The 21,262-nt window shown below is 56.6% G+C and carries 16 protein-coding genes; 9 read left to right on the top strand and 7 right to left on the bottom strand.

Annotation, left to right across the window (positions count from 1 at the left end; all coding sequences use genetic code 11):
* Window positions 1–34: 34 nt before the first annotated feature.
* From GOV90_RS10360 to GOV90_RS10340, 5 genes are all read left to right on the top strand, one after another.
* Window positions 35–1,018 carry a tripartite tricarboxylate transporter substrate binding protein gene (locus GOV90_RS10360; protein ID WP_171094700.1) on the top strand — a complete coding sequence of 328 codons (984 nt, stop codon included), beginning with the start codon at window positions 35–37 and terminating at the stop codon, window positions 1,016–1,018.
* Window positions 1,019–1,081: 63 nt separating this feature from the next.
* Window positions 1,082–1,564, top strand: a complete 483-nt coding sequence (locus GOV90_RS10355; RefSeq protein WP_171094698.1) for a tripartite tricarboxylate transporter TctB family protein — start codon at window positions 1,082–1,084, stop codon at window positions 1,562–1,564.
* A gap of 1 nt (window position 1,565) precedes the next feature.
* Window positions 1,566–3,077, top strand: a complete 1,512-nt coding sequence (locus GOV90_RS10350) for a tripartite tricarboxylate transporter permease (protein WP_171094696.1) — start codon at window positions 1,566–1,568, stop codon at window positions 3,075–3,077.
* A complete protein-coding gene (locus tag GOV90_RS10345) occupies window positions 3,070–4,254 on the top strand; it encodes a CoA transferase (RefSeq protein WP_171094694.1) in 1,185 nt (394 codons plus the stop codon). The genes GOV90_RS10350 and GOV90_RS10345 overlap by 8 nt, the downstream gene beginning before the upstream one ends.
* On the top strand, window positions 4,251–5,018 hold the full coding sequence (locus GOV90_RS10340) for a citryl-CoA lyase (protein ID WP_171094692.1): 768 nt from the start codon (window positions 4,251–4,253) through the stop codon (window positions 5,016–5,018). The genes GOV90_RS10345 and GOV90_RS10340 overlap by 4 nt, the downstream gene beginning before the upstream one ends.
* A gap of 7 nt (window positions 5,019–5,025) precedes the next feature.
* On the opposite strand, the gene GOV90_RS10335 is transcribed toward GOV90_RS10340, so the two are convergent.
* The 6 genes from GOV90_RS10335 to GOV90_RS10310 all read right to left on the bottom strand — a co-directional run bounded on the left by GOV90_RS10335 (window position 5,026) and on the right by GOV90_RS10310 (window position 14,179).
* Window positions 5,026–6,222, bottom strand: a complete 1,197-nt coding sequence (locus GOV90_RS10335) for an acetate/propionate family kinase (protein WP_171094690.1) — start codon at window positions 6,220–6,222, stop codon at window positions 5,026–5,028.
* Window positions 6,219–7,616 (bottom strand): bifunctional enoyl-CoA hydratase/phosphate acetyltransferase, encoded by a 1,398-nt coding sequence (locus GOV90_RS10330; RefSeq protein WP_171094688.1) that lies wholly within the window; start codon window positions 7,614–7,616, stop codon window positions 6,219–6,221. Before GOV90_RS10330 ends, GOV90_RS10335 begins: the two co-directional genes overlap by 4 nt.
* Window positions 7,617–7,788: 172 nt before the next feature.
* Window positions 7,789–9,966 carry a Tex family protein gene (locus GOV90_RS10325; RefSeq protein WP_171094686.1) on the bottom strand — a complete coding sequence of 726 codons (2,178 nt, stop codon included), beginning with the start codon at window positions 9,964–9,966 and terminating at the stop codon, window positions 7,789–7,791.
* Window positions 9,967–10,062: 96 nt separating this feature from the next.
* Complete coding sequence (locus GOV90_RS10320) at window positions 10,063–12,276, bottom strand: PAS-domain containing protein (protein WP_171094683.1); 2,214 nt, start codon at window positions 12,274–12,276, stop codon at window positions 10,063–10,065.
* 3 nt (window positions 12,277–12,279) lie between these two features.
* On the bottom strand, window positions 12,280–13,449 hold the full coding sequence (locus GOV90_RS10315; RefSeq protein WP_171172843.1) for an FIST N-terminal domain-containing protein: 1,170 nt from the start codon (window positions 13,447–13,449) through the stop codon (window positions 12,280–12,282).
* Window positions 13,450–13,495: 46 nt separating this feature from the next.
* Entirely contained in the window at window positions 13,496–14,179 is a 684-nt protein-coding gene (locus GOV90_RS10310) for a response regulator transcription factor (protein ID WP_171094679.1), read from the bottom strand.
* A gap of 230 nt (window positions 14,180–14,409) precedes the next feature.
* Here GOV90_RS10310 and GOV90_RS10305 point away from each other — a divergent pair, with 230 nt between their 5' ends.
* The 4 genes from GOV90_RS10305 (at window position 14,410) to GOV90_RS10290 (ending at window position 18,742) form a co-directional block, all read left to right on the top strand.
* A complete protein-coding gene (locus tag GOV90_RS10305; protein WP_171094677.1) occupies window positions 14,410–14,934 on the top strand; it encodes a CoxG family protein in 525 nt (174 codons plus the stop codon).
* A gap of 28 nt (window positions 14,935–14,962) precedes the next feature.
* Window positions 14,963–15,445, top strand: coding sequence for a (2Fe-2S)-binding protein (locus tag GOV90_RS10300; protein ID WP_171094676.1), 483 nt, complete (start codon window positions 14,963–14,965; stop codon window positions 15,443–15,445).
* A gap of 51 nt (window positions 15,446–15,496) precedes the next feature.
* Window positions 15,497–17,857 carry a xanthine dehydrogenase family protein molybdopterin-binding subunit gene (locus tag GOV90_RS10295; RefSeq protein ID WP_171094674.1) on the top strand — a complete coding sequence of 787 codons (2,361 nt, stop codon included), beginning with the start codon at window positions 15,497–15,499 and terminating at the stop codon, window positions 17,855–17,857.
* A gap of 93 nt (window positions 17,858–17,950) precedes the next feature.
* Window positions 17,951–18,742, top strand: a complete 792-nt coding sequence (locus GOV90_RS10290; protein ID WP_171094672.1) for a xanthine dehydrogenase family protein subunit M — start codon at window positions 17,951–17,953, stop codon at window positions 18,740–18,742.
* 140 nt (window positions 18,743–18,882) lie between these two features.
* On the opposite strand, the gene GOV90_RS10285 is transcribed toward GOV90_RS10290, so the two are convergent.
* The gene (locus GOV90_RS10285) at window positions 18,883–20,709 is read right to left on the bottom strand and encodes a BCCT family transporter (protein ID WP_171094671.1); all 1,827 of its coding nucleotides are present in this window, start codon (window positions 20,707–20,709) and stop codon (window positions 18,883–18,885) included.
* Window positions 20,710–21,262 lie beyond the last annotated feature (553 nt).

Genomic DNA, 21,262 nt, shown 5'->3' with positions numbered 1-21,262 from the left:
CGCGACGCGGCCGGTTGTCAAATGGGAGGACATCATGACGACATTCACACTGGGCCGCCGCGCCCTGATCGCAGCTGTGGCCGCAATTGGCCTGACAGGGCCGGCTCTAGCTGATGGCCATCAGGTTGTGGACAGCATCCACTTTCTGATCCCTGGGGGCGCTGGTGGCGGCTGGGACGGTACCGCACGTGGCACCGGCGAGGCGCTGACTAATGCAGGTTTGGTGGGTACGGCATCTTACGAAAACATGTCGGGTGGCGGCGGCGGCAAAGCCATCGGCTATCTGATTGAAAACGCCGACAGTAATCACGGAACGCTGATGGTGAACTCAACACCGATCGTGATCCGTTCACTGACCGGCGTGTTCCCGCATAACTTCCGCGACCTGACTCTGGTCTCGGGCACCATCGGTGACTATGCCGCGATTGTTGTGGGCAAAGACAGCCCCATCAACTCGATGGATGAGCTGCTTGCCGCCTTTGACGCCGATCCGGGCGGAACAGCGATTGGTGGCGGTTCGGTTCCCGGCGGCATGGACCACTTGGTGGCCGCGATGGTGATGGAAGCCGCGGGCAAGGATGCACTCGGGGTGAAATACATCCCGTATGACGCGGGCGGCAAAGCCATGGCAGCCCTGCTTTCGGGCGAGATCGCGGCGCTGTCCACTGGATTTTCAGAAGCCGTTGATCTGGCAAACGCTGGCGAGGTTAAAATCATCGGCGTGACGTCGGAAGAGCGCGTTGATGCCGCTCCGGATGCGATGACCATGAAGGAACAAGGCATCGACACCACCTTCGTGAACTGGCGTGGTTTCTTCGCGGCCCCGGGCCTGCCCGAAGATAAGCTGGCCGCCTATCAGGCCGCGATTGCCAAGATGTATGACACCCCGGAATGGGAAGAAGTTCGCGCACGTAACGGTTGGGTGAATATCCACAACTCGGGCGACGATTTCCAGTCGTTCCTGGAGCAGCAAGAACAGCAGATCGGCGATCTGATGAAAAAGCTGGGCTTCCTCTGATACCACAATTGGCAGAGCGGGCCGCCGCTCTGCCATCCCAACGACAAGAAAGGAGGGGGCCTTATGGCGCTGGATCGCTGGATCGCGCTCATTCTTCTGGGTGTGTGTTTAACATATGGCTACGCCGCTTGGTTCACGATGGATGGCAGCCTGCCCCCTTTCATGCAGAGAAACCCCATCTGGCCCAGCACCTTCCCAAAAGTGCTGTCGGTTCTGGGTATCATCACCACCACGATCATTCTGCTGGGTTTTGAAAAGGCCGAGCCCAAAGAGGCTGATATCGATTACAGAAGGTTGGGTGAGTACCACCTTGATCAAGCGCTCATGCTCCTCGCTCTGATGGTGATCTACGCGCTTTGCTTGCGCCCTGTTGGGTTTCTGATCTCGACCTCGGCTTTCCTGATCCTGGGATCGTTCATTCTGGGCGAACGTAAGTGGCACATCATGCTTCCTGTCGCTTTCATCGCGACAGGTGCCGTCTGGTATCTGGTGCAGGAAGTTCTTGGCATCTACATGCGCCCCCTGCCGGGCATTTTCGGAGGCTGACATGCTTGAAGGACTTCTGATCGGCCTGCAAACGGCATTCTCAATTCAGAACCTGCTGATGGTCATCGCAGGATGTCTGATCGGTACATTCATCGGCATGCTGCCGGGCCTCGGCCCGATGTCAATCATCGCCATCATGATCCCGGTTGCGATTTCCATGGGTGACCCTTCAGCCGCGTTGATCCTGTTGGCCGGGGTCTACTATGGCGCCATCTTTGGCGGCTCGACATCTTCAATCCTGCTTAACGCGCCGGGGGTCGCGGGTACGGTGGCCTCCAGCTTTGACGGCTACCCAATGGCGCGACAGGGCAAAGCAGGTAAAGCCCTAACTGTTGCCGCCATAGCAAGTTTCGCGGGCGGCACTTTGGGCGCGGTCCTGTTGATGGTCTTTGCCCCTGCCCTGTCATCCGTGGCCTTGCTGTTCCACTCGGCAGAGTATTTTGCCCTGATGGTGGTTGGCTTATCGGCCATTGCCGCCTTCGCGGGTACGGGTCAGGTGGCGAAAGCCGTCATCATGACGGTATTAGGCTTGATCATGGCCACTGTCGGCGAAGGTGCGTTGTTCAACCTGCCGCGTTTCACCATGGGCATTATGGATCTGCAATCAGGCTTTGGCTTCATCACGCTTGCTATGGCCATGTTCGCTTTGCCCGAAGCACTTTTCCTAGTCTTAAAACCAAAGGACCTGAAAGGCGACGATGGTGAAATCAAGGACCTGCGGATCACCAAGGCCGAGGCCAAGGACATAGCGCCAGTGGTCGGTCGTCAATCGGTTCAAGGGTTCTTCATCGGCGTTCTGCCCGGCGCAGGCGCAACCATTGCCAGCTTTCTGGGTTATGCGGTCGAGCGCAACATCGCGCCGAAAGAGGAGCAGGAAGAATTCGGCAAAGGGTCAATCAAAGGGCTGGCCGCACCCGAAACAGCGAACAACGCCGCGTGTACCGGTTCATTTGTGCCCCTACTGACGCTGGGCATTCCCGGCTCTGGCACGACTGCGATCCTGCTTGGCGCTTTGATCGCCTTGAACGTCACGCCCGGCCCGCGTCTGATGCTGGACGAGCCGCAAATTTTCTGGGCCGTGATCATGTCGATGTTCATCGGCAACCTCGTTCTGCTGGTGCTGAACCTGCCGCTGATCCCTTACATCGCCAAGGTTCTCTCGGTTCCGCGCAACTATCTGATCCCTTTCATTTTGTTCTTCACTCTGATGGGGGCCTATATTGGCCAGAACAATGCGACTGAGCTTTTGATACTTGTTGGCTTCGGTGTTTGCGCCACGGCGTTGAAATTCGCCGACTATCCGCTGGCACCGCTGCTGATCGGTTTCATCCTTGGCGGGATGATGGAAGACAATTTCGCGCGCTCGATGCAGCTCTATGATGGCATCGCCTTTATCTGGGAACGCCCGATGACTCTGGGTTTGCTGGTCATCGCAGCACTGCTTGTGCTTCTGCCCAGCTATCGCGCACGCCGTGCACGGGCGCGGGCGGCTGGGGTTGCTGAAGGTGACTGAACCGCTGGCAGGAATACGGGTTCTCGATCTGACAAATGTCCTTGCGGGTCCGTATTGCTGCTATCAACTGGCGCTGATGGGTGCCGAAGTGATCAAGGTCGAACGCCCCGGTGGCGGCGATCTTGCCCGCGTTCTGGGCGCTGATCCCGACAGAAACAAGGCGGGCATGGGGATCAGCTTTCTGGCGCAAAATGCTGATAAGAAATCGGTAACGCTCGATATGAAATCGGAAAAAGGCAAGGCGTTGCTGAAACGCCTTGTCCAAACCGCAGATGTTCTGGTCGAAAATTTTAGACCTGGCGTCATGGATCGGCTGGGCCTTGGCTACAACGTCCTGCGTGAGGTCAATCCAAACCTGATCTACTGCGCCATAAGCGGGTTCGGTCAGGATGGCCCACGAAAGGACGATCCGGCCTATGATCAGATCGTTCAGGGCGTCAGTGGCGTGATGTCCATCACCGGGGCACCAGACACTGCCCCCTACCGCGTAGGCTACCCTTTGGCGGATACGGTTGGCGGGATGACGGCCGCTTTTGCCGTGTCTACTGCACTGAACGCGAACCCGCGTGGAACTTTTCTGGATGTTGCGATGTCCGAGGCCGTCGTTTCCACTATGGGTTGGGTCGTGTCGAACTTTATAGTTGGTGGTGTCACACCCGCAGCGCATGGAAATGAAAACACAACGTCTGCCCCATCGGGTACGTTTGCCACGCGCGACAGCCCAATAAACATCGCTGCAAACCGAGATGAACAGTGGCAGGCCCTTGCAAGACATCTGGGGCGGGACGATCTTTTAAACAACCCCGACTACGCAACCCGCGAGGACCGCAAACAAAACCGTCATGCCTTACGCGACGCGCTGGAGCAAACTCTTCGAACCAGAGCCGCAACCGACTGGGTGCGGGAACTCAACGCAATTGGCGTGCCAACCGGGCAGGTTCTGACCGTTCCCGAAGCTCTCGCCGATGAACAACTTTCTGGGCGTGGCCTGATCGGCTCTGTGCGGGTTCAAAGCGAAGATATGAAGCTTGCGGGAAGTCCCGTTGTCATGGACGGCACGCGGCGCACGCCACAAAGCGCACCACCTGAACTGGGGGCTGACAACAATGCGATCTGGTCTGAAATCGGACTGTCCAACGCAGAAATTGAAGCGTTGAACAAGGAGGGGGTCATATGAGCGATGTTTCCGATTGGTGGACGACATCTATCATCGACATGGAGCCCGGCCGGATCGATCTGCGCGGTGAACCAATCCAGAACCTGATCGGAGACCTCAGCTTCGCCGAAATGATCTGGTTCATGGTGCGCGGGGATCGTCCTTCGGACGCGCAGGCCCGATTGTTCGAGGCCGCGTTGGTTGCGGCAGTAGACCATGGGCCTCAGGCACCATCGATTGCAACTGCACGCATGGCAGTGACTTGTGGCTTACCTCTCAACAACGCGATGGCAAGCGCCGTAAATATGTTGGGCGACATTCACGGCGGGGCTGGTGAGCAAGCCGTAACTCTCTACCATTTCGTTGCGGAACATCCCGGTCGCTTGGAACAGGCATTGGACGACTGGATTGAAAGCGAAGGAAAGATACTGCCAGGTTTTGGCCACCGGTTTCACACCCCAACGGATCCGCGCGCTCCGCGTTTGATGGCAATGGTGTCAAACGCGGTACAGGACCAAGCGTGTGATGGTCGGTTCATGCGGATTGGACAGGCGATCGAGGTGGAATTGGCTAAACGGAAAGGAAAGCCCGTTCCGATGAACATAGATGGCGCAACCGCTGTTATCTACGCCGAACTTGGTTTTGCGCCCCCGCTGGCGCGTGGTCTGTTCTGCCTGTCCCGATCTGTTGGAATTTTAGCCCATGCGTGGGAACAGATGCAGCAAGGGGGCCGGAACAAGGGCCCTACCCCACCCGCCTATCGCTGGACCTATAAGCCTACATGAACTGCCGCTAAGCGGTTTTCAGATGCGGACGGCGGGCCAACAGGTCCGCTGCAGCGCGGGCAATCATCAGTTCTTCATTCGTCGGGATCGCCATGACCACAACGCGGGACAGATCGGTTGAGATGATCAGATCATTATCTGCATTCGCATCCGGGTTCAGCTCGATCCCCAGCCACCCCATTCCGGAACACACCCGGTCACGTACCAGACGAGAGTTCTCTCCGATCCCTCCGGTAAACACCAAGGCGTCGATACCGCCCAGAATGGCCGCCATAGCCCCAAGCTCCCGTCGAATACGGAAGGTGAAATAGCTGATCGCTTGACGGCTTTCGGGCGTGTCTGCCTTTTCCAAGGTGCGCATATCATTCGATAGCCCCGAAAGGCCCAGCAACCCCGATTTCCGGAACAGAAGGTCGGAGATTTCGTCGGCGCTTAACCCTTCCTGATCCATCAGGTACAGCACCACACCGGGATCAAGCTGGCCACAACGCGAGCCCATCGGCAGCCCATCCAAAGCCGAAAACCCCATGGTCGAACCGACAGATCGGCCCCCGATCATTGCACACATAGATGCACCGTTGCCCAGATGGGCAACGACCACTCGCCCTTCATGCAAAAGCGGTGCAGTCTTTGCCATATGATCCGAGATGTACTCATAGCTCAGCCCGTGAAAGCCATAGCGACGGACGCCCTTGTCGTAGTACTCACGCGGTAGGGCAAAGACGTCATTCTCCCAAGGATGATTGCGGTGAAAAGCTGTGTCGAAACAGGCGATCTGAACGGCATCAGGAAAACGTTCCATCGCCGCCTTCGCCCCGGCCAGATTGTGCGGTTGGTGCAAGGGTGCGAACGGAGACAGCTTGTCCAGCGCTTCTATGGCAGCTTCGGTCAGCGGCAGCGGCGCGTCGATATTTGGCCCACCGTGGACAACACGATGCCCAAATGCAGTCACCTCGCTGTTTGGAAATGAACGTGCCAGCAGATTCAGCACCCAATCCAGGGCCGCAGCGTGATCATGGATTTCGCCCGCAGTGCCGGTTGCAAGAACACTACCATCTGAAGATTTCGCCTTAACCAGCGGATCGCCCTCGCCAATCCGTTCAACCGCTCCGGTGCAAACCATAATCGGATCGTCATTGGTCAACTCGAACAGACCAAATTTCATCGAAGACGATCCAGCGTTCAATGTCACGACATGTGTCATGCGTGTGCTCCGGTTTGCGGCATAGTAAATGCATCGTGCAGGGCGGCTACTGCGCAGGATGCCAGCCGCGCCTTGTCGTCATCAGCCCGGCTGGTCAGAATGATGGGCGCTTTGGCCCCCATCACCACCCCTGCCCCTTCGGCATTGGCGATATAGGTCAGTTGCTTGGCCATCATGTTTCCGGCATCCAGATTGGGCACCACCAGAATATCTGTTTTGCCCGCAACGTCCGAGACTATTCCTTTAGATCGCGCAGCGGCGAGGCTGACGGCATTGTCCATGGCCAGGGGGCCATCAACCAACCCACCTGTGATCTGACCGCGTTCTGCCATTTTCGACAGCAAGGCCGCATCCACCGAGGAACGGATCGCCGGGTTGACGGTTTCGATGGCCGACAGAATACCCGCTCTGGGATTCTCAATCCCCAGCGACCGGGCCAGATCGATAGCGTTTTGGACAATATCAATCTTGGTTTCCAGATCCGGTTCGATGTTGATCGCCGCATCCGTCACCAAAAGCGGTCTGGGCTGTCCGGGCACGTCCATGACAAAGACATGGGTGAAACGGCGATCCGTGCGTAAGCCATTTTCACGCCTTAGTGCAGCTTTTAACAATTCGTCCGTATGCAAGTGCCCTTTCATCAAGGCTTTTGCGCGACCCGCAGCCACAAGATCGACTGCAGTGTTGGCCGCACTGAAATGATTGCGCTCTGGCACAATCTCAAACCCGTCCAGTGAAACCTCGATTTCAGCGGCGGCAGCGTGAATTTTGTCCGGGTCTCCGATCAAAATGGGGGTAATGATTGTTTCATGCGACGCCAGCAACGCCCCACCCAGGGAATTCGGCTCTTCCGGGGCTACGATGGCCGTGGGCATGGGGGGAAGCGGGCGGACCTTGTCCAGCATCTCGTCAAAATGGCGATGGCGTTTGACCACAAGCCCGGGCAACTCCAGTTCCGCAAACACCAGCTCTTTGTCCGGCGCGACCACAACGGCCTGCCCACTGACTATTACGGCACCATCGGACGGGCGTGACACGATTGTATCAAAGACAACTTCGCGGTTTGGCCGCTTTTCAACAACCGTGACTTTCGAGACCAGTTCATCCCCAGCATGCGCCCGTTCCACAAAGTCAAAGCTCTGTGATTTGTAGAGCGTCCCGGCCCCCGGCAGTACGTTCCCCAAAACAGCCGAGATCAAAGCCCCCACGAACATGGCAGGCGCAACCGCTTCGTTGATATGGTCGCCGTTACCATCTTCACTGGCCAGATGCAGCGGATTGTGGTTGCCGGAATTGTTGGCGAAGACATAAAAATCGTCGACCGAGCAGGTGCGAACCAGCTCGGCAGTATCGCCGACCTGAAGCTTGTCATAGGGTTTGTTGTGATACTGCATGAAATTTCGTTTCTGTTTCGGCACTTGGGGCGGCGCAGTGAACTCTCTTGCTGATACTCAGTTCAGCACTCAATGAAAACAAATCAATATGGCCGCCCGTGTTGGTCGATACATTATGTCCGGTATGCAACGGCTTCGTGTCGTCGCGCCCGGAAACTGAGCACATTGCTGATCAGGCGCGCCTCTTTCCACCGCCTCCCTGTTTTCGCATCGTCAAACCGATCCGTTTTCTTGGCACATCCACCTCAACAACCCGGACCTTTACAACCTGCCCGGTTTTAACGACCTCATGCGGGTCTTTGACAAAGCGGTCCGCCAACTGGCTGACATGAACCAACCCATCCTGATGTACTCCCACATCCACAAATGCGCCAAACGCTGCCACGTTTGTCACGGTGCCTTCCAATACCATTCCGGGCTTCAGGTCAGTGATCTCTTCAACGCCATCGGCAAAGGAGGCGGTGACGAAACTTGGGCGGGGATCGCGCCCGGGTTTTTCCAGCTCGGCAAAGATATCCCGAACTGTCGGCAGACCGAATTCTTCAGTTACGAACTGCTCGGCCCGCAGCCCCTTCAAAGCGCCATCGTGACCCATGATGCGTCGGATATCGCGCCCACAAGCCGCGACAACGCGTCGGGCGACGTCATATGCCTCGGGATGAACCGAGGACGCATCCAGCGGTTCCGCACCGTCCCGGATACGCAGGAATCCGGCGCATTGTTCAAATGCACGCGGGCCCAGCCGTGCAACGGACAACAGATCCTTGCGAGATTGAAATGGTCCATTCAGATCACGATGGGTGACGATGGCTTCGGCCTGAGCAGTCCCGAGACCAGAAACACGCGACAACAAAGGGGCAGAGGCGGTATTCAGATCGACCCCAACCGCGTTCACCACATCTTCAATCGCGGAATCCAGTGACTGGGAAAGCCGGTGTTGATCTACGTCGTGCTGATATTGCCCAACGCCGATGGATTTGGGCTCGATTTTGACCAGCTCCGCCAATGGGTCCTGCAACCGCCGTGCGATGGAAACGGCCCCGCGCAGCGAAACATCCAGATCCGGAAACTCGCGCGCAGCCAGTTCCGAAGCGGAATAGACCGAAGCCCCGGCCTCGGACACCACCACCTTTGTCGGCGCTTTCACCGTCTTCGGCAGCAGGGAAAGTGTGTCTGCGACCAGTCGCTCGGTCTCGCGGCTGGCGGTTCCGTTCCCGATGGCGATCAGTTCGATCTGGTGGGTCGAGATCAGGTTGAGAATGGCCGCCTGCGCCCCGCGCAGATCATTCTTTGGCTGAAACGGATAAAGCGTATCGGTGGCCACCACTTTCCCGGTTGCATCAACAACGGCTGCCTTCACACCCGTACGAATACCCGGATCAAGGCCCAAAGTCGCCTTGGCCCCCGCCGGAGCGGCAAAGAGCAAATCCTTGAGATTGCGCGAAAAGACCTGAATAGCCTCGTCCTGCGCACGACCGCGCAGATCCCCCATAAGCTCGACCATCATGGATAGCGAAAGCTTGACCCGCCATGTCCAACCGGCGACCTTACGCAGCCATGCATCCCCCGGCCCCTTGCCGCGCGTCTGCAGATGTGCGGCGACAATTGTTTCGGCACGCGCCGCGCCGAATTCCGGTTCCGGAGCGATGTCCAGTGTGACAATCCCCTCTTTTGACGCGCGCAGCATCGCCAACGCCCGATGCGACGGTACATCGGCCCAAAGCTCGGAGTGGTCGAAGTAATCGCTGAATTTCGCGCCTTCCTTTTCCTTACCGTCGATAACCTTGGCACTCAGCATGGCTTCGCGCTGCATGAAGGCCCGCAGTTCCCCCAACAGGCCAGCGTTTTCCGTCAATCGCTCGGTCAGAATATCCCGAGCTCCGTTCAACGCGTCGCGCTGGGTCGGTACGGCCTCGGAAAGATATGCCTCGGCTAGCATCTCGGGCTCTGCATTGCGGTCGGCCAGAATAGCATCCGCCAAAGGCTCCAGCCCGTTTTCGCGCGCAATCATCGCCTTGGTGCGCCGCTTGGGTTTGTACGGCAGGTAGATGTCTTCCAATTGCGCTTTGGTCTCGGCCCGCGCGATGGATTTGCTCAGATCCTCGGTCAGCTTTCCCTGATCTCGGATCGAGTTCAGGATGGTTTCGCGTCGCGCCTCAAGTTCGCGCATATAGGTCAGCCGATCAGAAAGTAAGCGCAATTGCGTATCGTCCAACCCGCCGGTGGCTTCTTTCCGGTAACGGGCGACAAACGGCACGGTAGCGCCATCGTCCAGCAGTTTAATCGCGGCCCCGACCTGTTCGGAACGGGCGTTGATCTCGGTAGCAATTGTGTGGGCGATACGGTCCAAGGGGGCCTCCTGAAAGGACGGTGGAAGGGTTTCTTAACCACCCGTTTCAACAAGTGAAAGACCCCAGACCTTTCAAGATCGCAATAATTTGGGCGGTTACTCGCGTCGCAAAACCGAAGCTTCCAAAGTCGCCTTCAGCAATTGCGCGTCAATGGGCTTGTAAAGCAATGGAAGGTCAGCCTGCGCGCAGTAATCGACAATATCCGGGGACCTGTTGGCCGAGATGATGCACCCCGGTAGCGGGCCAAACGCACGGACCAAAGCGTTTACAGCATCGATTCCGGTTTCATCATTGTTCAACTGATAGTCTGCGACAATGACATCGGGCAGGATGCCTATTTCGTGCAAAAGTTGGACAGCACCCTCGCCACTTTCGGCTTCCAGAACCTCAACGCCCCAGGCCTCAATGGTCATGCGCAAGGCACTGCGCAAGTTCTCGTCGTTTTCAATCAGCAAGGTGACGGTGTTGCAAGGCAAACTGGGATTTGGTGTTTGACGTGCAGATGGAACGCGGGCCCCCGCCGGTTTTGTCTTTGCCAGAGGGGTTTCAACCGAAAAACCGGTGCCCTTACCTACCTCTGACCGCAAGTTGATCGGGTGGTGCAACAGACCGCAGGCCCGTTCGACGATCGCAAGACCCAAACCCATACCTTCCGCTGCGCTGGCATCTGAGTGTAAACGCTGGAACTCCTGAAAAACGGTGTCTCTGTGATCAGGCGCGATCCCAATCCCAGTATCCCAAACTTCAAGAGACACAGTTTTCTTGCGCCGCCTTACACCGACCAAAACCTTTCCCGTTTCAGTATAACGGATCGCATTCGACAACAGGTTTTGAAGGATGCGTCGCAAATAGCTGGCATCACTGGTCACAACGGCGCTTGTGTCCACAAAGCGCAAATCCAAGCCTTTGGCCTGCGCAATCGGGCGAAATGCATCTTCGATTTGAGAAAACATCTGCCTCAGTGAAACCGGGGACAAATGTACGCGGGCCCGTCCCGAGTCCAGTTTCGAGATATCCAGCAAAGCCTCGAGAATGTGTTCCACGCTGTTCAAGGCGCTCTCTGCTTTTGCGGCAACCGTCTGAGCATCCACTTGGTTCAATCCACTGCCCAGTGAAGCGACGTATAGTTTTGCAGCCGACAAAGGTTGCAGCAAATCGTGGCTGGCGGCGGCCACAAATCGCGATTTTGATGCGTTTGCTCGTTCGGCCTCGTTTAGCGCATCCGCCAGCTCCATCGTGCGCGATGCCACGCGCTGTTCCAGCAGTTCCTTTGCCTCATAAAGCGCCTCGGCTGATTTTCGTTCTGCCGTGACGTCGGTGAACGAGATCACAAACCCTCGGTCCGGCATTTCCTGAGCAAAAACAGATAGGATTTTGGAACGACCCCGATGCATCTGAAACTGCAGCGGCCGTCGTGAGGTTCTTCGGCGAACCCAATTCAGCAGATCTTGTTCATTTATTCCCTTTTGAAAGGAAATATTCGCGCTAAGGCGTTGAGACAGCGTGTCAAAACGTGTTCCCATCTGAAACTGGGTCATTGGAATAGCCAGCAATTCGCTCGCACGATTGTTCCAACCGATCAGGCGGTGTTTGTTGTCAAAAATACAAACGCCCTGTTCGATGTGTTCCAAGGTTGCCCGGATCAGCCGGGCCTTGTCATCCAGAATCCGATCCCTCTCCTGCCGTTCGATGCGCATAATGTCGGTCACATCGGTCTGCAGGATCACAGTTCCACCATCTGGGGTGCGGTGTTCGGACACCTGCACCCAGCGATTGCCAACCAGCCGGACGTTGAAGACCACATGATCTTCGCTGTGCCGGTCCAGACGGGCTTGACCCCAATCATCTGGGGTTACCCCTTCCGGCAATGACAAGAATTTGGACTGGCTTAACAGCTGGACATAGTCAGCAAAACCGAGCCCCGGGTTCAGCCATTTTTGAATGTCAGGCATGTGCGACCCGAAACGGCTATTGCAAAGCACCAGCTGCTCATCCCGATTGAACAGGGCAAACCCTTCCTGCACCGTTTCGATTGCATTGGCGAGGTCGGCCCGCGCGGCTTCGGTTTCCTTGTTGGCTTGTGCCAACCTCGCGTTGGAGTCGTTCAACAGCTCAAGCGCGCGCTCAAGATCATCCGTTCGGGCGCGGACCTCTTGTTCCAGAACGGCCGCACGTTGGAACTGCGCATAAGCGGCCCCAGATGCATCGGTGGACTCTTCGACGCGCCGCATCAACGCCTCGACGATTTTGCGCAGCTTCTCATTCTGACGCTCTATGGAGTCCGAAGGATCCGTAAGATGCTCGATCATGGGTTACTCTTTCTCGGGCGGATAGATCGCAACACCTGTAAGGGTCTGGTTCACGTGGATCGAATTGTATTGTTCGCCGTAGGTCGAGAACCCAAACACATGATTGCGCGCCAGGATGTCCGAGATGTCCCGCGTTTTCTGTTTTTCCTGCGCTTCCAATCGGCGCAGGATACAGTCGCAGCCCAGAATCGTGTCGGGTTGTTGCCTTTCGGACAGCGCCCCGATTTCCTCCTCCAGATGTTCAACCATGTCCCGCGGCTCTGCCAGTGTCAGAACGAGACCTTCATCGATGGCCGAGAAAAACACCAAATCCCCATTACCCGCCACCTGCTGAATCGCACGCACATGGTGCTGCCCGCCAATTTGGACGACCACAGGATGGGCGGCAAATGTAAAGGTTGTCAGTTGCTCTGGGTCTTTCCCCAGTATGCGCGCGTATTCGCGGGCGGCTGGCTCTGCGTTGATCTCTTGCACAATCCGCTTGCCCGGATCAGCCTTGGTCACGACCATGCGCCGCTGGGCAGGTACAAGGTGATCGGTTTTGAACACCCTGATCGGACAGCGCGTGCGGACCTGGGTCAGAATGGCAGCATTGCTTCGCGCGCGGCCCTCGTGCAGCACATAAGTTTGCCCAAACCGCGTGCCATCACCGGCTGAACCACCAAACAGAGGCACAGGCCCCAAGCCAACTGCAAGCTCAGAAGTCAGTGCATCCTCTTTGGTCGATAATCCATCAATCATCAGGAATGTGAACTCATGTAGCCAGTCGGGCGAGGACTCCATCATGTAATGACGGTTGTTGATCATCTTGTTGATGATGTTCTCTGCATCGAAATCGTCCAGGTCGGGAACCAGGACGGTGCGGGTTTCAAAGTGGCTCTTTGGCATGGCAATAGCGACGATCTTGTCTTCACTATAGCCATCATCAGCCAGCTCTCCGGCGGTGGTGCAACCCACGACGGGTGTTGGGGCAAAAACCTCCTCAGCCTCTGATATGACGGCAGACGCATCCGCACTTGAGCTCACGAAAAGAATGACAAGCGCAAAAGGCCCGTCACCCAGGTTACGTTCAAGCGTTTTGATTGCCTGAGCGCTGTCGTATTGGACGAAAGCCGTTTTGACGATGCCTGGCGCACGGGCCGGGGCCTCTGCCCACCCGAAAGCTTGGTCCATCGTGCCTCCTCCCTCAAAGCGCGACGATGGGGCGAGACTATGACGCTTAGCCCTGTTCTTGCAAGACACTGGCAAAAGACGCTTTCTTGGCAATCAAAACCGCTTGCGTACGGCTTTGCACGCCCAGTTTCCGCATAATTGCAGTCACATGCGCCTTTACTGTGGTCTCAGCAATTGAAAGATCATAGGCGATTTGTTTGTTTAGCTTACCTTCGCAGATTAGCTGTAGAATACGCGATTGCTGATTTGTCAGCGTTGCCAAACGGTTGACTGCATCGCTGTGTTCATCGTCGTCTTCCGCTTCGATCAGCACGCAACCTTCAGGTACAAAGATATTGCCGGATTGCACCGTCTCGATTGCGGTACGAAACACATCGCGTTGACTGTGCTTGGGCACATAGCCTGATGCCCCGGCCTGTATTACCTGACTGACGACTCGGCTGTCCGTCAGCGAAGAAACGACAATAACCGGAACACTCGCGGCCGCTTTCAGGCGGACCAGCCCGTCCAGCCCATCCACGTCCGGCAGGTTAAGGTCCAGCATGACGGCATCCGGCTTCAACCCCTGCGCCAGTAGGTCCATGGCCCCTTCCAGCCTGTCTGCTGTGTGGATGTCGCCGATCTGCGCCACGGTTTGCAACGTCATCGAAAGCGCGTCGCAGAACAGGGGGTGGTCATCAACAATCAGTACGTTCTTGAAATCTGCCCGGCGGGCGGAATCGGCAAGCATTTGGTATCGCCTTTTGTAATCGGGTTGGCTCCAGCCTAAACAATCCTAACACTCAATGAAAACCACCCCTACTGGGCGAAGGTCGTAGATGACAAATGCGTTGCCTGCGGCGCAATGGGGCGTCAGAGTAGTTAACATTGCCCCCGCTCACGGCGATGACTACGCCCAAGGTCTTATAGGCATGGCAGTCAACACCGCGTAGCGTAACAAAAAATGTTCGGAGACGTTTAATGGAACTCAGTGACAGTCGCGTCATAGCCGCGCCACGATCTAAGGTCTGGGATGCGCTTTTGTCGGCAGACGTTCTGAAGGAATGTGTGCCGGGGTGTCAGGAAATGACAGGCTCGGTAGAAGAAGGTTTCGAAGCGACAGTCGTGCAGAAAGTTGGACCTGTCAAAGCGACCTTCAAAGGGGCCGTTACCCTTTCTGATCTCGTGGCGCTTGAAAGCGTGAAGCTCTCGGGTGAAGGTAAGGGCGGAGCGGCAGGGTTCGCCAAAGGATCTGCAGAGGTCAGTCTGGCAGACGCCCCCGAAGGCACTTTGCTGACATACAACGTCGACGCGCGTGTTGGCGGAAAGCTGGCCCAGTTGGGAGGACGGGTCATCGACGGCGTTGCCAGAAAACTGGCTGACCAGTTTTTTGAGAATTTTCAGAACGCTGTCGAACCTCAACCAGAGCCCGAGGCGGAAACTTCGGATGGCGTTGAGGACAAGGAAGAAAAGAAAGGCTGGTTCAAACGCGTATTGGGCGATTGAACCAAAAGAATTCAGGGAGGAGAAATTCATGAAGATTTCAATGACCGTGAACGGCAAAGCCGTAAGCGGAGACGTCGAAGGGCGGACTTTGTTGTCCGGTTTTCTGCGCGAGCATCTGTCTTTGACGGGCACTCACGTAGGTTGCGACACAGCGCAATGCGGTGCCTGCGTGGTGCATGTGAACGGCGAGGCTGTGAAGTCTTGCAACATGCTTGCGGCTGAAGCCGACGGGGCCGACGTAGGAACGATCGAAGGTCAGGCCAATGCGGATGGGTCGTTGAACGTGATCCAGCAGGCGTTTCAGGACCATCATGGACTTCAGTGTGGGTTCTGCACTCCGGGGATGGTGATGAGCGCAGCCGCGCTGTTGAAGGACAATCCGCGTCCCACCGAGGCTGAAATCCGGAAATATCTGGAAGGCAACCTGTGCCGCTGCACCGGCTACCACAACATTGTCAAAGCGATCATGGCCGCATCCGGTCAGGACGTTTCCAGCATCGCCGCCGAGTGAGGCGGGCAAGAGTTTTCGACGAAAATTCTTTTCCAGGGAGGAGAACAAGCAATGCCCAAAGACAGTGGCATCGGAGCCAGTTCCAAGCGGCGTGAGGACGTACGCTTTCTGACCGGAGCAGGTAACTATACCGACGATATCAACGTACATGGTCAGGCCTATGTACATTTTCTGCGGTCCGACATTGCGCATGGTCGGATCAAATCAATAGACACCTCTGCCGCCGCAGCCATGCCCGGTGTGGTAAAGGTATTCACCGGCAAGGATTTCGAAGGCGTAGGCGGGATGCCCTGCGGCTGGGAGGTGACCGACAAGCACGGCGCACCCATGCAAGAGCCTCCGCACCCCATTCTGGCACAAGGCAAAGTGCGCCATGTGGGCGATCCGATTGCCGCAGTTGTGGCCGACAGCCTTGAACAGGCGCGTGACGCTGCCGAAGCTATCGATCTGGACATCGAAGAACTGCCCGCTGTGATCGACATGAAGGCTGCAGCGCAGGATGGCGCAACGCTGGTTCATGACGATCTGAAGAACAACATCTGTTACGATTGGCAGTTGGGTGAAACTGACGACGCCAAGGTCGATGAAGTCTTTGCCAATGCCGCGCATGTGACAACGCTGGATCTGGTCAACAACCGTCTGGTCGCGAACCCGATGGAACCGCGCGTCGCCGTTGGTGAATACAAGCGTGGAACGGACGAATATACGCTCTATACCACGTCGCAAAACCCGCATGTGATCCGCTTGTTGATGTGCGCTTTTGTTCTGGGCCTGCCCGAGCATAAGGTGCGCGTTGTAGCCCCTGATGTAGGCGGTGGTTTTGGCACGAAGATCTTTCATTATGCGGAAGAAGCGTTTTGCACCTTTGCTGCCAAGGCCTGTGGTCGTCCGGTCAAATGGACCTCCAGCCGGTCCGAAGCGTTCATGTCAGATGCCCATGGCCGTGACCATGTCAGCACTATCGAACTGGCGCTGGATGCAGATAACAATTTCATCGGTCTGCGAACCAACACCTTTGCCAATTTGGGCGCGTATCTGTCGACCTTCTCAAGCTCGGTTCCAACCTGGCTGCATGGGACACTGATGGCGGGCAACTACAAGACGCCGGTGATTCAGGTGAATGTGAAAGCAATGTTCACCAACACAGTGCCCGTGGATGCCTATCGTGGTGCAGGTCGCCCCGAAGCGACGTTCCAGTTGGAGCGCGTAGTGGATAAGGCGGCGCGCGAGTTGGGCGTCGACCCGATAGCGCTGCGTCGTCAGAACTTTGTCACTCAGTTCCCCTATGACACACCGGTGGCGCTGACCTATGACACCGGGGACTATAACGGGACGATGGACAAGCTTGAGGCCGCTGCTGATCTGGCAGGCTTTGCCGCGCGTCGCTCGCAAAGCGAAGCCAACGGCAAACTGCGGGGCTTGGGCATCAACTGCTACATCGAAGCGTGTGGCATTGCGCCATCCAACATTGTTGGGATGCTCGGGGCCCGCGCGGGTCTTTATGATGCAGCCACTGTTCGCGTGAACGCCACCGGTTCAATCAGTGTTATGGTCGGCGCACACAGTCATGGGCAAGGGCACGAGACCGCCTTCCCGCAGGTTGTGGCCGACATGATTGGCATTGATGAGTCGATGGTCGAAATCGTACATGGCGATACGTCGAAGATTCCGTTTGGCATGGGCACATATGGTTCTCGTTCGTTGGCTGTCTGCGGCTCGGCTATGGTCAAGGCAACTGAGAAGGTGATCGAAAAAGCCAAAAAGATCGCCGCACACCTGTTGGAAGCGTCCGAGGCCGATATCGAGCTGAAAGACGGTCAATTCAGTGTGGCAGGCACCGACAAGTCAGTGGCCTGGGGTGACGTGACCCTGACAGCGTACGTCCCGCACAACTTCCCGCTGGAAGTCGAACCAGGACTGGAAGAAACTGCCTTCTATGATCCGGCCAATTTCACCTTCCCGGCTGGTGCTTATGCCTGTGAGGTTGAGGTCGATCCGGACACCGGTCAGGTCAGCATCGAAAAGTTCACGGCAGCCGATGATTTCGGCAACATCATCAACCCGATGATTGTTGACGGTCAGGTGCATGGAGGCATCGGCCAGGGTATCGGTCAGGCCCTGCTTGAGAATTGCGCCTATGATGAGAACGGCCAACTGCTCAGTGCGTCCTATATGGATTATGCGATGCCACGCGCGGATGATGTACCGTTTTATGGTGTCGACCATTCCAGCCAGACGCCCTGTACGCACAATCCACTTGGTGTGAAGGGTTGCGGTGAAGCTGGTGCAATTGGCTCGCCACCTGCGGTGGTCAATGCGGTACTGGATGCGTTGAACTCGGGCGGCAAGGCGGTGGATCACATCGATATGCCAATGAGCCCGTCTCGCGTCTGGTCGGCGATGAACAGCTGAGGTGTTGGGGTGCGAGGGGCCAGCCCCTCGCGCTCCCCGGAGTATTTCCAAAAAGATGAAGGCCAAAGAGCGCCTTTCGGAAAGGAAAACGAAATGTACAATTTCGAGTTTGAAAAACCCTCGACCATTGCCGACGCCGTGGCTGCGTTAGGGGCTGAGGACGCGCAAGCGTTGGGAGGTGGGCAGACCTTGATCCCGACGCTGAAGCAGCGGCTTGCCGCACCGTCCAAGCTGGTGTCGATGAGTGGCATTGCCGAAATGCAGGGTGTCTGCGTTGAAGATGACGGGTCTGTCTCAATCGGTGGGGCAACGACACACGCCACTGTGGCGCGCGAGGCCGCGGGGACTTATCCCGCGCTTGCGGCGTTGGCAGGGCAGATCGGTGATCCTGCGGTGCGTAACCGCGGTACCGTCGGTGGGTCGGTGGCCAACAACGATCCGGCGGCCTGTTATCCGGCCGGGGTTCTCGGGTCTGCGGCAACCATTGTGACCAACACACGCCAGATCGCGGCGGATGCGTTCTTTGAGGGCATGTTCAGCACCGCACTTGAAGAAGGTGAAATCATAACCTCGATCCGGTTCCCTGTGCCGCAGGCTGCAAGCTATCAAAAGTTCCTGCAACCTGCGTCTCGGTTTGCGCTGGTCGGCGTTTACCTTGCCCGTTTTGCCGACGGCGTGCGGGTGGCTGTCACTGGCGCAAGTGAGGATGGCGTGTTCCGTTGGTCCGAGGCCGAAGACGCATTAAGTAAGGAATTCCGCCCGGACGCGTTGATGGATCTTCGGGTCAACCCAGCCAACATGATCTCGGACTTGCATGGTAGCAAAACGTATCGCGCGCATCTTGTATCTGTGATGACTAAACGCGCCGTTGAAGCCTGCATGTAAGTCTTTACACCTAAACCCGAAAGGCCCCGGTTCTGCCGGGGCTTTTTTCATGCCAGGCTAAAAACTTATCACCTTCGTTCTTACAAACTATCAGGCCGCCCATTTGGACGGCCTGACTAATCTGACGATAACTGGCGTGACTATTCAGCCGCCTGCGTGCTCACTGATCCGTGTTTGTCACGCTGGCTGTCCCGGAACAGAGCTTTACCCAACGCAAGGCACATAAGACCCATCACCATGGTAAACGGCAGCGCGCCGATGATCATGGCGTTGCGCAATGCGTCCAGTGGGTTGTTCGCACCGGCTGCCAGAATAAGCGCACCGATCACTGCAGTCAGGATCACGCCCCAGATTATCCGATGCTTGACGCCGGTTTCCTGGCTGCCACCAGACATGATGGTGTTCATCACCAAAATGCCTGAGTCAGCTGAAGTGACCAGAAAGGTCAGGATCAGGATCACGCACATCACGTTCAGCATGGACAGGAGCCCACCGTCGATCATGTAAGACAGCGTCACGAACAGTTTGTTGGTGTTCGAAGCGCCAATGATCGCACCTTCGGCCGCGCCAGCCAGTTCAAGGTCAATTGCCGTGCCGCCCAGAACAGTCATCCAGGCAAAGCAGACAAGCGCAGGGGCGAACACACAGCCCAAGATAAATTCACGCACGGACCGGCCTTTGGAGATACGCGCAAGGAACAGACCCACAAAGGGCGAGAACGCGATCCACCAGGCCCAGTAGAACGTGGTCCAACCGGCCTGCCAACCAAATTGACGCCCTTGTTCACCTGCAGCGTATGCCGCCTCAAGGGTTGCTTGGTCCAACTGCGCGGCAGCGCCTTCCAAGCCACTTTTGAAGCCGTCAAAGCTGCCCCAAGCGTTGGTCGCACCACCCATGAGGTCTTTTGCGTGAGCCTGCGCTTCGGCAGGCAAAGCTGCTGCAAAGGCTTCCGCCGATAGCGGGCCATAAGCGTTAAAGCTAAGCGACAGGAAGTGCAGGATGTAATCGACCATTGCCGACCCATAGGTGGTCATGGCGAAAACGAACGAGCCAAAAACGATGAACGTACCCAGCAAGATGACCGAGAGAACAAGGTTCAAGTTCGACAGATATTTGACACCGCGCCCAACGCCCGACACAGCAGACAGGATCGACAAGGTCATAATCACGACCAGCCCTGTAATCAGACCCACTTTGCTGGGGGTTGGCACCTTACCGCTCAGGTCCATGATCCAATCCATACCAGTGATGGCGTACAGACCGTCAATGAATTGGCTGACGCCGTATCCAATGGTGACGGACACACCAAGGATCGTAGCAACAACGCCCAGAACATCGACAACATGACCGAAAAAGCCGTTGACGAAACGACCGAACAGCGGGGTCAGGGCCGAGCGAATAGTCAGTGGCATATCACGGGTGTAAGCGTAATAGGCCAGCGACAAGCCGGTCACGACGTAGATTGCCCAGGCATGGAAGCCATAGTGCAGGTAAGTGAAGCGGTAGGCCGATTGCAGAGCTTCGGGCGAGTTTCCTTCGACCGCGCCGGATACCACCACCGGGTTCGACCCCCATAGCCCGAGGGGTTCAGCCGTGGCAAATACCATAAGCCCCACGCCCAGACCTGCGCCAAACATCATGGAAAACCAAGAAAAGTTTGAAAACTCGGGCTTTTCACCCGGCGTTCCCATAATCCGACGCCCCGTTGCCGGAATAATTGCGACGATGGCGAGGAAAAAGAAAAACAGGCCTACAATGATGACGTAGAAACTGTTGAAAATTTCAAGCAGCTTTCCATTCAAACTGCCCAGAGTGCTGTTTGCATTGGCAGGGAAAACCAAGGCCCACAAAACCAGGCCGACCATGATCGCCTTGCTGAGCAGGGCAATCGGGACGCTGTAATTCTCATAGAAACCGGCATTCGCCGTTTCTATTTCAACGTCCGTAAAGGGTTCAGGTATCGACATGTTGCTTGCTCCTCCTTGCATATGCCGTTTTTTTTGGTGTGCGAAACTGAACTGAGAGGCGACGGGGCACAGAGCAAAACGCTTTGTTGCACCCACCATACCCTGAACGGGCTCTGCCCACTTTGGCTTGAGCTACGGTAATTTCACCACGTCTCCCGGCATGGTGTACCGTTGGATTCCTCCCGCTTTTTTCACCACTTGCGATGCTTTCGGTTCTTGGAGGCAGACTAAAAAGCCGCCGTACCAGCACTTAAAGCTGCAAGAGATTTTGCGTGTTTCGATTGGAGGACCCTATAAACGAGGGGGGAACAGGTCATTCAAAAAACCGACGCTTACGCCGAGCGAAGCGACCAACACATTCACACACCTTAGTGTTAGCGTAACCAAATGGGATTGGAGCACACCGACGTTCGGAACCGACTGAAGCGGCCGGTCTGCCGCCGGGGTGGACGCGTCTTGTTCAGCATATGCTGGCCGCGGGTCAGTTAACGGTACATGGCACATTCAGCGTATCCACCCCGAAGAGTTTTCCTTGTCGGACCGTGCCGCGCTT

Origin of the sequence: Ruegeria sp. HKCCA5929 (genome assembly GCF_013034525.1) — a bacterium.
In the GTDB taxonomy this organism is placed as follows: domain Bacteria; phylum Pseudomonadota; class Alphaproteobacteria; order Rhodobacterales; family Rhodobacteraceae; genus Ruegeria.
The sequence above is the reverse complement of the archived record's forward strand: the minus strand, read 5'-3'. Positions and strand labels throughout refer to the sequence as shown.